Below are 14,120 nucleotides of genomic sequence, written 5' to 3'. Positions count from 1 at the left end.
CTTTTGGCGCATGCCGCCGGGGTGGGCAGGGAGAAGGTTATAAAATATGCTGCGCGCGAGTGGATTTGACATGCGTTACAGGCTGACTGCCGCCGCGGATGCCACTCCTGAAGCCCATTAAAACAACAATATCGGGGAAGGCCCATATGCGAACGAAGTTATTGTCAGCGGCCGTTGCGGCGTGCGCTTTGTTGGTTGCAGCGCCTGCGCTCGCGCAAGGCGTCAAGATCGGCATCCTGAACGATCAATCCGGCGTCTATGCCGACTACGGCGGCAAATATTCGTTCGAAGCCGCCAAGATGGCGATCGAGGATTTTGGCGGCGAGGTGCTGGGCCAGAAGGTCGAGATTATCTCGGCCGACCATCAGAACAAGCCGGACCTCGCCACCAGCATCGCACGGCGATGGTACGAGGTCGAAAACGTCGACATGATCACGGAGCTCACGACCTCGTCGGTCGCGCTCGCGGTGCAGGATCTTTCCAAGGAAAAGAAGAAGATCGACATCGTGGTGGGAGCTGCGACCTCGCGCATCACCGGTGATGCCTGCACGCCGTACGGTTTCCACTGGTCGTTCGATACGCACGCGCTCGCGGTCGGCACCGGCGGCGCGCTGGTCAAGGCAGGCGGCGACACCTGGTTTTTCATGACTGCCGACTATGCGTTCGGTTATTCGCTGGAAAAAGACACCAGCGAGATCGTCAAGGAAAACGGCGGCAAGGTTGTGGGCTCGGTCCGCATTCCCTTGAATTCGTCGGATTTCTCATCCTTCCTGCTTCAGGCGCAGAGCTCGAAGGCCAAGGTCATCGGGCTAGCCAATGCCGGCCTCGACACCACCAACTCGATCAAGCAGGCGGCCGAATTCGGTATCGTCAAGAGCGGTCAGAAACTTGCGGGACTGCTGATGACGCTGGCGGAAGTTCACGGTCTCGGGCTTGAGGCAGCCCAGGGCCTCGTGCTCACGGAAGCGTTTTACTGGGACCAGAACGACAAGACCCGCGCATTCTCCGAGCGCTTCTTCAAGCGCACGGGTCGCATGCCCAGCATGATCCACGCCGGTACCTATTCTTCGACGCTGCAATATCTGAAGGCGGTGAAAGCGGCCGGCACCAAGGACTCGGATGCGGTAGTCAAGAAGCTGAAGGAGCTGCCGGTCGACGACGCGTTTGCGCAAGGCAAGGTGCTCGAGAATGGCCGCTTCGTGCACGACCTTTATCTGTTCGAAGTCAAGAAGCCTTCCGAGTCCAAGAAGCCCTGGGACTATTACAAGCAGCTTGCCGTCGTTCCTGGTGACAAGGCCTTCCCGGCCGCCAAGGACAGCGGCTGCCCGCTGACGAAGTAAGCGCCGGCGCCGCTACGACAGCGGTGTGACGGGGCGATTGCGTCGCCCCGTCGAAGCACAATCCCTGCAAAAGCACTCGTGTCTCCCGAAGGGGTATCGGGGGACGCGGCGGTGTTGCAATCGGGTCACGCCGCGTGGATTAAATAACGCTCTCACCTCAGCTTTTGTTGCGGATGCGAGCACGCCGAGGCTAGTTTCCGGCCATGAAATTTTTCCCTGAGGGAACCATGACATCATCGAGCGCCACCTCGAAACGCTTGAACACGCTTCGCGCACCTGCGCGATGGTGGGTGCGTTCGCTGCAAGCGGCGGCGGTCGCATCGCTGCTGATCCTTCCCGCCGGCAGCACGGCGAGCCATGCGGTTCCAGCGGCGGCGCCCGCCAGCGGCGCGCATGTCTATCTGCTGCGCGGCGTGCTCAACGTCTTCTCGCTCGGCCTCGATGGCATCGCAGCCAAACTCGAAGCCCAGGGCATTCCGGTGACCATCACCAACTATCTCGGCTGGGCGGCGGTCGCCGACGAAGCTGCGGCGGACTATCGCAGCGGCAGGGTGAAAACGATTATTCTGGTCGGACACTCCTCGGGGGCGACGGTGCTGCCCGATATGGTGGCGCGTCTCAGTCAGCAGGGTGCGCCGGTGAAGCTCGCGATCGGTCTTGATTCGGTATTTCGCACCAGCCTGTCTGGCCGCGTCGGACGATACGTCAACTACTATATTGGCAATGGCAATGGCGAGCCGGTCGCGCCTACCAAAGGACTGCATGGAACGCTCGAGAACGTGAACGTGTCGAACATTCCTGGCGTCGGGCACCTCACGATCGAAAAGAGCGAGATCATGCAGCGTCGGGTGATCGCCGACATTGATGCCGTGGTTTTCGGCAGTCGCCCCCGGCAAGCATCGGCCGCGCCCGCGGTGACTCAATAAAATCGGAACGCAGATCGGCCGCCTGCGCGGGCGTTTGCCCGCAAGACGCCACAATTCCACCAATTCGGCCGACCAGAACGACGATGGCGTGCATCGGTCGCGCCATTCGGCTTTTGGGTTGCCCGCTATGCTTGGGTTGCCCGTCATGTTGGCAACCAATAACGGGCTCGCAGCCGTAGGATAGTTCGTGGGGCGCTTGATCAATTCGGCACGCTTGGCCGCGGTTCTCCTGGGGACGCTGTCGTTGACCTCTCTGGTTGACGGCAATGGCCACCCAGCCGCAGCCGACCCGGCAACCGCGACTTCTACCGAGTCCTTGATATCGCCACCGCCACCCGGGCTCTCGACGGCGCAGACGCCCCGCGGCCGCGCTTATTTGTTTCGCGGGGCGCTCGGCCCGTTCTTCTCGCGCGGCATCGATCGTTTGGGGGAGAGGCTCGATGAGGTCGGCATTACGAACCATGTCTATGAGTTCACCATCTGCCGCCTGATCGCCGCCCAGGCGATTGACGACTATCGTGAAGACCCGCAGCCGATCATCCTGATCGGCCACTCCATGGGTGGGCTCTGCGCAGTGACGTTTGCGGAAGTTTTGGAGAAAGAGGGTATTCGGGCGAATCTGGTTGTCGCGATCGATCCCGCCCATGCGACATCAGACGTTCCGCTGAACGTCGATCGCTTCATCAACATCTTCCTGTCAAAGGACGTGCTCGGTGGCGGCGATGTCAAGCCGAAGGCAGGATTTCGCGGCCATTATGCGAGCTTCGACCTTTCCGAGCACGGCGAGTCTCATGTCAATATCGAGAAGGTCGATACGATCCAGCAGCAGCTCGTGACCAAGGTTCTTCAGATTGCACTCGCAAGAGGGCCCGGCGATACGTTGCCGATCCGCTATGTCGTTCCGCCGAAAGAGCGGATCGAACTGTGGGACAGTGGAACCTCGGTGTTCGCCCGTCCAGGCGACAGCTTGCAGTCGATCGCGACCGCCTACCATGTCCCGCTGTGGTCGGTTACCCAGATCAACAAGGGCGCCGATCGCGCGCCGCTGGTGCCCGGCGAGCGCGTCATCGTGCCGCGCCACCTCGAGCCGCTCATCGAGACGCCGGAGCCAGTGCCGCCTACCGTTTCCAGTGTTTCAACTGGCCCGTCGCGCGGAGTTTCAACGCCGCGGCAAGAGCGGCACTAGCATCGGAACACGCCGGCGGTACGGAGTGTAGACGTCGCCGAGTTCGTTGGTGAGGAAGCCTTCTTCCATACGCGCCTTTTGCCAGAAGCCGAAGGCGATCAGGGCCGTGCCGAACAGGGCGCTTGCGGTTCCAAGCGCAACACCGGTCGCGATCATGGCGCCGATCAGCCCGGTATAGATCGGATGGCGAACCAGCTCATAAGGGCCGGTGTCGACAACGCGATGGCCTTCCTTGCGCGTGATCGTGCCCGACCAGAAACGTCCGAGGTGAAGGCGCGCCCACCAGGTGAACAGGCAACCAGCGGCGGTCAACGCAGCGGATACATAGGTGCCGGTCGCGCCGACCTGCCACAACGGCTTTTCGCCAAGGATTGACGCAGTCCAGGGCGTCAGCAGGACGGCGCCAATGATGATTGGAATACGATAGGCGCGCGAGTCCTCAGGCCTGACGCGCTTTTCGGTGCGGCCGGAAAAGAAGGCGCCGATCAGCCAGCTCAACAGCCACGCAAGCCAGATCAAGGCCAGCAAGGCGGCGGGCCAGGTCGCGCTCCATCCGCTCCACAGCAAAGCGACGATCGGGTTCGGCTCACGCGTCATCCGCTAGTGTCCCGATTCTGACATTCGTATCCCGTCTCGGCGCCCACTATTACGAATGTCAGAATCAAAGGGACACTAGGAACCATCTAATTCTGGCGTGGCTTTGACTCTGAATTCGCAGCGGGCACCAAAAGGAACGTCAGAGTCGCCACGCCGAGCTTATATTCCCGATCGGAAGAAGCTGGCAAATCACGAAAAAGAGGAGATGAAGGAATGGCTTACGGCATCAAGACGCCGTCGGCTTGCTGAGCAGATAGGCAATCGTATCGCGCAGCGCCGGCTCGACCGGCCGCGGCGCATAGCCGAGTTCATTCTTCGCTTTTTCGATCGATAATTCGGTCGCCCGCAGTGCGATCCGCACGCCCTCGGCAGTGCCGGAGGGTGGGCGGTGCGTCACGTGGTCCGCCATGAATTCCAGCATCGCTGCGGCGGCTTCCGCGATCTTGCCGGGGACCGGAATGGCGATCGAGTGGTGTCCGCTGATCGTCGACATCAGTTTTAGAATCTTCTTCAGCGAAATGCTTTCGCCACCGAGGATGTAGCGGTGGCCGACCTGGCCGCGTTCCATCGCGAGCACAAGACCGGCGGCGACATCGCGCACGTCGACAAGGTTCACGATGAAGTCGAGATACATCTGCACCCGCCCGTGCAGGAATTGCCGGAGCATCGCGGTAGGCGGCGTCAGGTTGTGGTCATGTGGCCCGATCGGCATGGTCGGCGTGCCGATGACGAGCGGAAATCCCGCGGCCGCCGCTTGTGCGGCGAATTGTTCGGCCAGCATTTTCGAGCGGGTATAGACGCCCGGCATTTGCTCCGGCGGCAGCAGGCTGCGCTCGTCGGAGGCCGCCTTCAGAGAGGGCGGTCGGAACAGAATGGATTCGGTCGAGCAATGCAAAAAGCGCGCGACGCCACGCTTGCGTGCGGCTGTAATGACAACTTCCGTACCCTGAAAATTCACCGCATGGAAATCGCTCTTCTCGGGTAGCCACATACCCGGAAGGCCGGCGAGGTGATAGACCTCGTCGATATCGCGCAGCGTGTCATCCACCAGCGCCGAGTCCAGCACTGAGCCCGACACATATTCGACGTCGGGGAGTGCGCAGATGGGCGGCCGTTGATCGAGGACCCGCACCTTGTGCTCGCGCGCGACCAGCGCCGACACAAGGTGCTGCCCTATGAAGCCAGTACCGCCAGTGACGAGTACCCTGGTGCCCGCTTTTCGAAGTTCGTGCTCCATCGCAGCGCCCACCTTTCACGAACTTCGAAAAGTCATGGGCACCAGCAAGACTATTATTCCAGTGCCGCTTTCCTTTTCGAAATTCCTGAACGGAATTTGCAGCTTGCGACGCAGGAATTTCAAATGGGCGGCACTGGTCATGAACGTGGCAGCGGTCCGACCTGATGTTCCTCGGTAAAGGATGAGGGCTGGTTCTGTGGATCGGTCTGGATAATGGCCGCCAGATCGCGCCGGAGCCCGAGCGCGATGAACAGCTTGGCCGTCACGAACATCGGCCCCAGCAGGAAATGCGAGGGATTGTCGACCAGGGCCGGCTGGCGCTGTTCGAAAACCCGATGTCCGATAACCTGGAAAGCGATGCCGACGGCGATCAGGGGCAATGTGATCGACCACACCATGGCGGTGCTCGCATGATGCACGACGAAGGTCGCGGCGGCGAACAGGGCGACGGCAAAGCCGAGAATGGCCGCTCCAAGTGCGACATCGAGCAGCAGCCAATAAATCAGTACCGGCAGCGCCAGGATAGGTGCGAGCGTCGTTTGCACGCCCAAAACCTGTACGGGCACGAGGTTGAGAGGAAGAATAGCGGCAAAGAACAATGTCAAAATACCGAGCACATGCATCGCACCATTCCAGGGGTTGCGATGATATTCCACGTAATCGGCAAGCTGGCGCTTGAAAAAGGCATTCATGGCTGGGGCTCGCTACAACCTTCGCGCAAAAATACGTAAAGGGCTGACTTTGGAAACGAGGCGGGGCGGCCTGCTGCGATGGGGCTACTTAAACTTGGGACCTGCCCGAAGTCAAATAGTGGGCAAGGCTCAGAACCTGCGGCATTTTTTCGTTTTGTAACAAGTCACAAATACCGCCATGCGACGTTTCGTTTCATGGGTGGATCAGGCGCCACAGGATGGCGCCTGTCGCGCCGGCCCACAGAATGATTGCGGCAATGGACTGGATCATGAAACCCTGACTGCGTTTGTTGGCGGCTTTCGCGTAGCCGGTCATGTAAAGAATGCGGCCGACAATCCAGACGACGCCGAGCCCTGCCGCTATCGCGTCGCTGATATAGAGCGCAAACAACCAGAGCGCCGGGAGGAAAATCGGCATCCACTCAAGCGTATTCATATGGGCGCGAAACACGCGCTCGAAGTCCGGATCGCCGATGATTGCTGGCGCCTTGACACCATAGGTTTGGCGCGCCTTGCCGACCTGAAAGCTGAAAAAGAAATACATCAGGACCGCAAGGCAGGTGACGAAGGCCGTCAGATGAAACATCGGGAGCTCCCTTTTGGGGGTCTGGAGTGGTCTTCAGTAGCCGGTCATTTCCAGATAACCAACCCCGCTGTGACTGCCGGAAAACCGGATCGGCCCCTCCCAATAGGGAAAGCGCGTCCCCATCCAGCATTTTGGATTCAAGGGCGCACACGAAATCGCCAGCGAGAGCGGCGGGATCGCAATGTCCCAGCCCGTCGGAATGCGGCGTCCTGCGACATCGGTCCAGGCTTTTGGCGTCATGACGATGTCGGAAAATGCGATCGTCCGTCCATTGCCGTCCGCCGAAAACCATTTGCCGGAAATGAAGTGACGCCCGTTCGTCTCGCGCAGCCGAAACAGCATCAGCTTTTCATCGCTACCGAAATGCAGCGACAGCCAGTCCCACCCGGTCTGATCTGCGGCCAGCGGCTGGCTGCTCCATTCGCGGTCGAGCCAGGCTTTGCCCGTGACCTTAACCGGCGCGCCGTCGATGGTAATGCGGCCGGCGGCCTTGAAGTAAGGCTGACTGTAGTAATAGGACGCCTGTCCCTGTTCGGATTTGACGCTGTAGCCGTCCTCGCCCTGCAACACCAACGCATGATCCGCTTCGAGACGCAGCGCGTAAGCGAAATCCGCGCCTTCGGCGTTGAGTTCGAGCGGCGACATCGCGTCGCTGTTCATTCCCTCACGGCCACGTATTTGCCAGGCATCGATCCAGGCATGGAAGGGCGTGGCTTCAACGCCCGCCTGCCCAACGCCGCCGCGGGCAAACGTCTCGCTGAAACGGTGGATATCGGCGCGCGTCACCGCGGCGTGCGCCATCCAGATTTGCTGATTGGCCCAGCCTTCCGCTTGCGGACCCGGCGCCATCGCCTGTCGGAACAACGTCCACTGCGCGCCATAGGCGGCGCCGGCGGCATCAACGAGGTTGGCGGTGACGTACCACCATTCGATGCGGAAGTCCGGATGCGGGCCGTGATCGCCGGGAAAGACGAGCTTCTTCCCCGCGACGACCGGCGCGAACCCTTCGCCGCTCATGCCGAGCCCGGCAAAGCCCTGCGCTTGCGCCGTGCCTTGCTTCAGCGCCAAGAGCAGCGCGCCGCCTACAAAGGTCCGCCGGGAGACACTACCGCTCATCGGCGAAAACCTTGATCAAGACGGCCGGCTGCAACCGCGCAAGCTTGAGCACGGGGATGGCGGCGGCTACCAGCGATGCCGCCATCGCGACAAGCAGAAGTTCGGCCAGTTGCAGCGGGAAGACGTGAAACGGCAGGCGCCAGCCGAACGCCTTCACATTGACGACCGCGATCAGGCACCAGGCGACCATCAGACCCAACGGCAGCGCCAGCAGCGCCGTGATCAGCGCAACCGACATCGTCTTGAGCAGTTCGATCATTGCCAGTCTTTGCCGGGTGATCCCGATCGCCCATAGCGGCGCGAGTTGCGGCAGGCGCGAGTTGCCGAGCGTGAGCAGGCTGGTCAGCAATGCGATGCCGGCTACGCCGAGCGTGAAGGCGTTCAACGCCGCGGTCACCGCGAAGGTCCGGTCGAAGATGCGTTTTGATTCTGCTTTCAGCGTCGCCTGGTCGATCAGGTTACGATCATCGAGACTGAATTTCTCACGCAAGGCCGACATCAGCGCCGGCACGGCCGCGGGCTCGGCGCGCAGGCCGATCCGTGTCAGCGGGATGTTCGGGAAGTAACGGGTCAGCGCGGCAAAGTTGACCGCGATCTGTCCCTTGGGATTGCCGTAATCGGCATAGATGCCGACCACTTCCAGCGGCCAGTTTCCGCTCGGCGTCGGCACGTCGAGATGATCGCCGATCGCAAGCTTGAGTCGCAGCGCCAGTTGCTCGCTGACGAAAGCCGCATCGCCCGGCCGCAGGCGTATCCAGGCATTTTCAGCAGCGCGCAACAGCGGCCAGTGTTCGCGATAGGTGGCGTGATCCGGAAGACCGAAAATTTCCAGCGGCGCTCCGGCAAGCTGCGTCTCGGCGCGACCGCCGGGGAGAATGGCGCTGACGTCGCGCCGTTCGCGCAGCCACGCCGTGATGGCTTTCGCTTGTGCATCATCCGATGCGTTGAGGTAGACGTCGGCAGCCAGTCTGCCGTCAAGCCAGTTCACAAACGTCCGGCTGAAGCTCTCGACCATGGTGCCGACGCCCACATTGACGGACAGCGCGAGCAACAGCGCCATCAGCGCCAGCGACAATCCGGAAAGCTGCTGGCGGCTGTCGGCCCAGAACCAGGAAGCGATCGCGCCGCGCGCGCGGCGCTGGCCCGCGCCCAGCACCAATTCCAGAATCAACGGCAGCACGAGTGCCGCGCCGAGCAGCATGGCTGCGAGCACGGCAAAGCCCGCAAGGAGAGAGTCGCCGAACCAGAAAAATCCGAACGCCACGGCGAACACAGCGAGCGCACCGATCCCCTGAAGGACAACCCATCGGCGTTGCGCCTGATGCCAGGCCTGGGGCTGGGCGGCGGCGAGCACCGGCAGGTGGCTCGCCTTCCACAGGCTTTGCGCTGCGGCGAGCATCGCGCCGGCCACGCTGATCAGGAGACCGGCGATCCACCATTGCGGTCGAAGCGAGAGATGGCCGGGGATCTGGGCTCCATAAAGGCCACGCAGCGATGCGGCGACATCGGGCAATAGCGCCGCCGCAATCAGATAGCCGCAGACCATGCCCAGAAGCCCGGCGATGAGGGCGAGGAAAACCAGCTCGAACACGAGCACCGTGTTGAGCTGGGCTGCGGATACGCCGCAGGCGCGCAAGGTTCGCAACATCGGCAGTCGCTGCTCGAATGCCAGTCCGATCGCCGAATTGACGATGAAGAGGCCGACGAAAAACGAAAGCAGGCCGAACGCGGTCAGGTTCAGGTGGAAACTGTCGGTGAGGCGTTCGAGATCGGTCTCCGCCTCAGGCTCGATCAGGCGCAAGCGATCGCCCGCGACGGCTTCAAGCGCCGCGCGGGGTCCCTGGGCTTTGCCGATCAAGAGGCGTGAAATCTGATCGGGCATTTTGAGCAGCCGCTGCGCAATCCCGATATCGACCACCATCACGCCGGGCGCCAATTGCGCGGACACGCGAAGCGGCGGCAAATTGAGGTCGCTGCTCGTTATCGGCGTGTCGCCTTCGGAGGCTCCGAGTTCGCCGAGCGTTTCGTGCGCCACCCTCGTTTCGCCCGGCGGCGCGACAAAGGCCTGCAAGTCGCCACCTATTGCGGGCGTATTGCCGGCTTCTGCCGGGAGCGTCACAGGTTCGACGCCGAGCAGACGGAAGGTCCGGCCGTCGATCTGGATTCGCCCCTCGACAACCGGCGACACCGGCCAGCCGGCGCGGCGGAGCTCGACAAAAAGCGCTTGCGGGAAGGTCGCGCCGTTACGGCCAACCAGCATCGCGGTGCGAGCACCTCCAAGCGCGGCGGCCGCGCGATCGTAACTCGCACGCGCCTGCTGGTTCAGCGCCTGCACGCCACTCCACAGCGCGATCGCCGAGATCAGACCGATCAGCAGTGTCGCAAATTGCATCGGATGCCGTCGCCAGTGGCTGAGCAGCACCGCGAGAATCCACAGCGGCCGCCTCATGCGATCAATCCCGCGCTGAGACGGATATGGCGGTCGAGCGTCGCGGCCAGCCGGGTCGAATGCGTCACCATCAAGAGACTGCAGCCGGTCTGCGCGACCAGGTCCCGGGTCAGCGCCAGCACCTCGTCTGCGGTGGCTTCGTCGAGATTTCCGGTCGGCTCGTCCGCGAGCAGGAGCGACGGTTTGACCGCGAGCGCCCGGCCGATCGCGACCCGCTGCTGCTGGCCGCCGGAAAGCTGCTCCGGATAGCGATCCAGAAAGCCGGCAAGGCCCAATCGTTCAGCCAATTGCGCCAGCCACGCCGCGTCGTGGCGTCCGGCGATGCGGGATTGAAACGCGAGATTATCCCGAACGCTCAGGCTCGGGATCAGGTTGAATTGCTGAAAGACCAGGCCGAGACGGTCGCGCCGCAACGTCGCCAGGCCTGCCTCGCCGAGATTCGTGATCGGCGTGCCGGAAAAATCGATTTCGCCGCCGTCGGCACGGTCGAGCCCTGCGATCAGATGCAGCAGCGTGCTCTTGCCGCTGCCGGATTCGCCGGTCAGTGCGACCCGTTCGCCGGCGGCGATGCTCAAGTTCACGCCGCGGAGAACGTCGACCTTTTCGCCGGCTGCGAAATAGGCCTTGGTCAGGTGGCGAACGCTCAGCACGATCTCTTTGTCGGCGGTCATGCGAAGCAACGCATCCTGGAGCTCCGATTCCGAGGTTCGCAAGCTATCGTGGCGACCTCTGATGCGAACCTCGGAATCAAAGGAGCTCTAGCAAGTTATTGTCTTGAGTGCGGCTTTGAATTTGAAGTTCCTATACTGGACTCGCGGCGAAGCCGATAGGAACTTCAAATTCGCCGCACTAAATACCCCTTCAGTGGCCGTGCAGCATAGCAATACCTGAAGTGGAGATCACGGCCCCCGAGGGCGATGGCGACCTGATCGTGCGGCTCAGGGGTGCGCTTCGGTCACGGGCTCTGCGGCCTTGCCGGCTTGCGGGTTTCGCTCGGTGGCAAGCGCCAGGATGACGGTCATCATCATGAACACGACCGACACGCCGAACACCCAATGCGGCAGGTTCCGATCCATGATCCAGCCAAACAACAGCGGGCTGATGATGCCGCCAATATTGAAGCCGGTGGAGACGATGCCGAACACCCGGCCGGCGGCGCCGGCTGGCGCGGCGTTACGGACCATCATGTCGCGCGAGGGGACGATCACGCCGCTGAGGAATCCGGCCAGTCCCATCGCGCCGATCAAGAGCACTTGCGGCAAATTCAACGCGGCAACGATCAGCAGGATGACGGCATTGACGGCAAAGCAGGCAGCGGCCACCTGACCGTGGCGCTCGGTCAGGTCGGCGAGAAGTCCGCCGGCGAGAACGCCGGCCGCGCTCGCGCCGAGATAGGTTGTGAGCACGAGATTAGCCACAGAGAAAGTCGTGCCGTATCCGCCCATCAGCGCCACGACGCCGAAATTGGATATCCCGGCGCTGGATATGCTGAGCAGCAAGAAGAAGATCATCAAAACGACGATCGCCGGCGTGATGACGTTTTGCCTGGGAGCATCGGCGGCGCTTGTGGTGGGGCGGGCGCTGCTCGCATCGGGAATGCCGACGGCCATCAGAAGCAACGCGGCCAGGGGACCGACCGCGCCGGCTGCGATCAGCGCGCCATGGCCGCCGATCGCCGCAACCAGGGCGGCGATGATGGCGGGCGCAACCGCGCCGCCGAAAAACCCGGCAAAGGCGTGAATCGAAAACGCACGGCCCATGCGCGCTTCATTCATGTGGGCCGAGAGGATGGCGTAGTTGGCGGGGTGATAGACGCTGTTGGCGAGCCCCAGCAGCGCGGCGTTGACGATCAGCCATGGATAGCTCAGATGCAGGCCGAGCGCGATGAGCGAGCAGCCGCCGAGGCACAGGCCTATCAGTAGAATATTTCGCGCGCCGAGATGATCGGCGAGATAGCCGATCGGCGCCTGGGTCAGGCCGGAGCTGACGGCGAAGACCGTGAGCGCGAAGCCGAGCTCGACATAGCCGACGCCGAGTTGCTGTTTCAGGAACGGAAACAGCATCGGGAGTACGAAAATGTGGAAATGGCTTACCCAGTGCGCGACTGATATCGCGCCCAGCGTGCGGAACTGCTCGTCCTTGATGGCCTGATCAGTGGCTTGTTGCGGCGTGGCCAGGATATCGGCCATCTCGGGGCTTCCTCGCTTTTTGGAAGCGAACCTATCGGCCCCGACGGCACCCTGTCCATGAATGGGGCCGCATGGCAGCCCGCCGCTATGATTCTAACATTCGCAAAGCGCCCGCTGAGACGGGATGCGAATGTCAGACGCGGACGGCTAAGAGGCCATATGGCCGCGCCTGGAGGGATTGATCAGCCGGACAATCTCGCAAGCTGCCACAAGCCCGATCAGCCAGGCGATGTTTGTAAGTCCGATTTGCGCGACGATGGCGGCCGTAAAGTCGCCGGCGCCGCCGAGGAACGGCGTGGCGGCCAGAAGCACCAGTTCATAGATGCCGTAGCCGCCAATCAAGGCCAGCGCGAGGACGAGCGGCGTGCCGCTCTGAGGAAGCGCGCGCAGAACCGCCGACGACGCTGCGGTCGCAGCGAGGGCGGCGATGCCAATGACCGCACCCCAGAGCATCGTATTGCCGTCGACCGGATAGTGCAGGGCCCCGAAGCCGATGCCCTGATTGACCAGCCATGCGCCGGTGACCACGAGCAGCGCCGGCCGCAGCGGCAGCATCGCGGCGGCAATCACCGCAAAGGCCGCAAATGGCGTGGCGCAGGCGAGCGCAAAGCTTGCGAGCGCGCAAGACACCGCCAGCAAGGCGAAACCGAACAACGGCGCATGGCGCGATTCGACAGGCGCGAGCCGGAAGCCGTTGGCCGACGGCGAGAGCAGGCTGAGGGACATGATCATTTCTCCTTGGCCGTCACCTTAATCGATTTCATAGACCCGCAATAGCCTGATTGGCGGTTAATGCCGCGTTTCTGATAGAGGGGCTCAGACCGTGCAAGACTGTGCTACTGTAACGTCCCTGATTACATCGGCGGCTTAAAGATGCCTGAAACGCGACGGATCGTCTCATTCTTGCCCTCGGCGACCGAGATGGCATGTGCGCTGGGTCTAAGCGACCAATTGCTGGGCATTACCCACGAATGCGATTACCCGCCTCAGATCATGGGCAAGCCGGTCGTCGTTCGTAATGTCCTTCCGATCGAAAGCATGAGCCAGGCGGAGATCGATGTCGCCGTCACGCAACGATTGCGCGATGGCCAAAGTCTCTACCGGGTGGAAGAGGCGCTGATGCAGGACATCGCGCCCGACCTGATCCTGACCCAGGACCTCTGCCAGGTCTGCGCGCCCTCGGGCAACGAAATCTCGCAGCTTCTGACGTCGCTGCCCAGCAAGCCGCAGGTCTTGTGGCTTACGCCGAAATCGCTCGAGCAGATATTCGACAATTTGCGCGAGCTTGGCGAGGCGACGGGTCGGTCCGAAATGGCCGAAACATTGATTGCGGACGGGCAGGCTCGGCTTGCAAAGATCGAATCTGTTACACGCGCGCTCGTTTCGCGGCCCCGGGTCTTTTGCATGGAATGGATGGACCCGGTTTATTGCTGCGGTCATTGGGTTCCGGAAATGGTTCGCATGGCGGGCGGCCTCGACAAGCTTGGACGCGAGGGAGCCGATTCGGTTCGCATACGGTGGGACGACGTCCTTGAATGGAAGCCGGAAGTGTTGATCGTCATGCCGTGCGGCTTCGATCTGGAAAAGACGTTCAAGGAGGCGCAACGGCTGACGGCCTATCCCGGCTGGGACGATCTTCCGGCGGTGCGCAACGGATGTGTTTATGCGGTGGACGCGAATTCCTATTTCGCACGTCCAGGACCGCGTGTCATCGAAGGCACGGAGCTGTTGGCGCACCTCCTTCACCCCGAACTGTTCGAATGGAGAGGGCCAGCGAACGCGTTCCGGCGTCTGGTCTGACC

At 62.1% G+C, this 14,120-nt stretch carries 13 protein-coding genes; 4 read left to right on the top strand and 9 right to left on the bottom strand.

Features of this window, described 5'->3' with window-relative positions; translation table 11 throughout:
- The first annotated feature begins 146 nt into the window (after positions 1–146).
- From BUA38_RS11205 to BUA38_RS11195, 3 genes are all read left to right on the top strand, one after another.
- Positions 147–1,340: an ABC transporter substrate-binding protein gene (locus tag BUA38_RS11205; protein WP_072817986.1), complete on the top strand. Its 1,194-nt coding sequence runs from the start codon at positions 147–149 to the stop codon at positions 1,338–1,340.
- A gap of 227 nt (positions 1,341–1,567) precedes the next feature.
- Entirely contained in the window at positions 1,568–2,266 is a 699-nt protein-coding gene (locus tag BUA38_RS11200) for a hypothetical protein (protein WP_072817985.1), read from the top strand.
- A gap of 187 nt (positions 2,267–2,453) precedes the next feature.
- Positions 2,454–3,452: a LysM domain-containing protein gene (locus tag BUA38_RS11195; RefSeq protein WP_244553237.1), complete on the top strand. Its 999-nt coding sequence runs from the start codon at positions 2,454–2,456 to the stop codon at positions 3,450–3,452.
- Here BUA38_RS11195 and BUA38_RS11190 read toward each other — a convergent pair.
- From BUA38_RS11190 to BUA38_RS11150, 9 genes are all read right to left on the bottom strand, one after another.
- Positions 3,426–4,049, bottom strand: a complete 624-nt coding sequence (locus tag BUA38_RS11190; protein ID WP_072817984.1) for a methyltransferase family protein — start codon at positions 4,047–4,049, stop codon at positions 3,426–3,428. The two genes, BUA38_RS11195 and BUA38_RS11190, sit on opposite strands and share 27 nt — an antisense overlap.
- Before the next feature lie 226 nt (positions 4,050–4,275).
- Positions 4,276–5,286, bottom strand: a complete 1,011-nt coding sequence (locus BUA38_RS11185; protein ID WP_072817983.1) for an NAD-dependent epimerase/dehydratase family protein — start codon at positions 5,284–5,286, stop codon at positions 4,276–4,278.
- A 137-nt stretch (positions 5,287–5,423) separates the two neighbouring features.
- Positions 5,424–5,978 (bottom strand): DUF962 domain-containing protein, encoded by a 555-nt coding sequence (locus BUA38_RS11180; RefSeq protein ID WP_072817982.1) that lies wholly within the window; start codon positions 5,976–5,978, stop codon positions 5,424–5,426.
- A gap of 193 nt (positions 5,979–6,171) precedes the next feature.
- Positions 6,172–6,564 (bottom strand): MAPEG family protein, encoded by a 393-nt coding sequence (locus BUA38_RS11175; protein ID WP_072817981.1) that lies wholly within the window; start codon positions 6,562–6,564, stop codon positions 6,172–6,174.
- A 33-nt stretch (positions 6,565–6,597) separates the two neighbouring features.
- On the bottom strand, positions 6,598–7,680 hold the full coding sequence (locus BUA38_RS11170; RefSeq protein WP_072817980.1) for a lipocalin-like domain-containing protein: 1,083 nt from the start codon (positions 7,678–7,680) through the stop codon (positions 6,598–6,600).
- Positions 7,670–10,129 (bottom strand): FtsX-like permease family protein, encoded by a 2,460-nt coding sequence (locus tag BUA38_RS11165; RefSeq protein ID WP_072817979.1) that lies wholly within the window; start codon positions 10,127–10,129, stop codon positions 7,670–7,672. The genes BUA38_RS11170 and BUA38_RS11165 overlap by 11 nt, the downstream gene beginning before the upstream one ends.
- A complete protein-coding gene (locus BUA38_RS11160) occupies positions 10,126–10,800 on the bottom strand; it encodes an ABC transporter ATP-binding protein (RefSeq protein WP_244553236.1) in 675 nt (224 codons plus the stop codon). The genes BUA38_RS11165 and BUA38_RS11160 overlap by 4 nt, the downstream gene beginning before the upstream one ends.
- Positions 10,801–11,067: 267 nt before the next feature.
- Positions 11,068–12,318, bottom strand: a complete 1,251-nt coding sequence (locus BUA38_RS11155; RefSeq protein ID WP_072817978.1) for an MFS transporter — start codon at positions 12,316–12,318, stop codon at positions 11,068–11,070.
- A gap of 147 nt (positions 12,319–12,465) precedes the next feature.
- Positions 12,466–13,044, bottom strand: a complete 579-nt coding sequence (locus tag BUA38_RS11150) for a hypothetical protein (protein ID WP_072826025.1) — start codon at positions 13,042–13,044, stop codon at positions 12,466–12,468.
- A gap of 147 nt (positions 13,045–13,191) precedes the next feature.
- Between BUA38_RS11150 and BUA38_RS11145 the strand changes: the two genes are divergently transcribed.
- The gene (locus BUA38_RS11145; RefSeq protein WP_072817977.1) at positions 13,192–14,118 is read left to right on the top strand and encodes a cobalamin-binding protein; all 927 of its coding nucleotides are present in this window, start codon (positions 13,192–13,194) and stop codon (positions 14,116–14,118) included.
- The last annotated feature ends 2 nt before the right edge of the window (positions 14,119–14,120 follow it).

This window comes from Bradyrhizobium erythrophlei, assembly GCF_900142985.1.
GTDB classification, from domain to species: domain Bacteria; phylum Pseudomonadota; class Alphaproteobacteria; order Rhizobiales; family Xanthobacteraceae; genus Bradyrhizobium; species Bradyrhizobium erythrophlei_B.
This window is presented reverse-complemented; position numbering and strand designations above follow the sequence as displayed.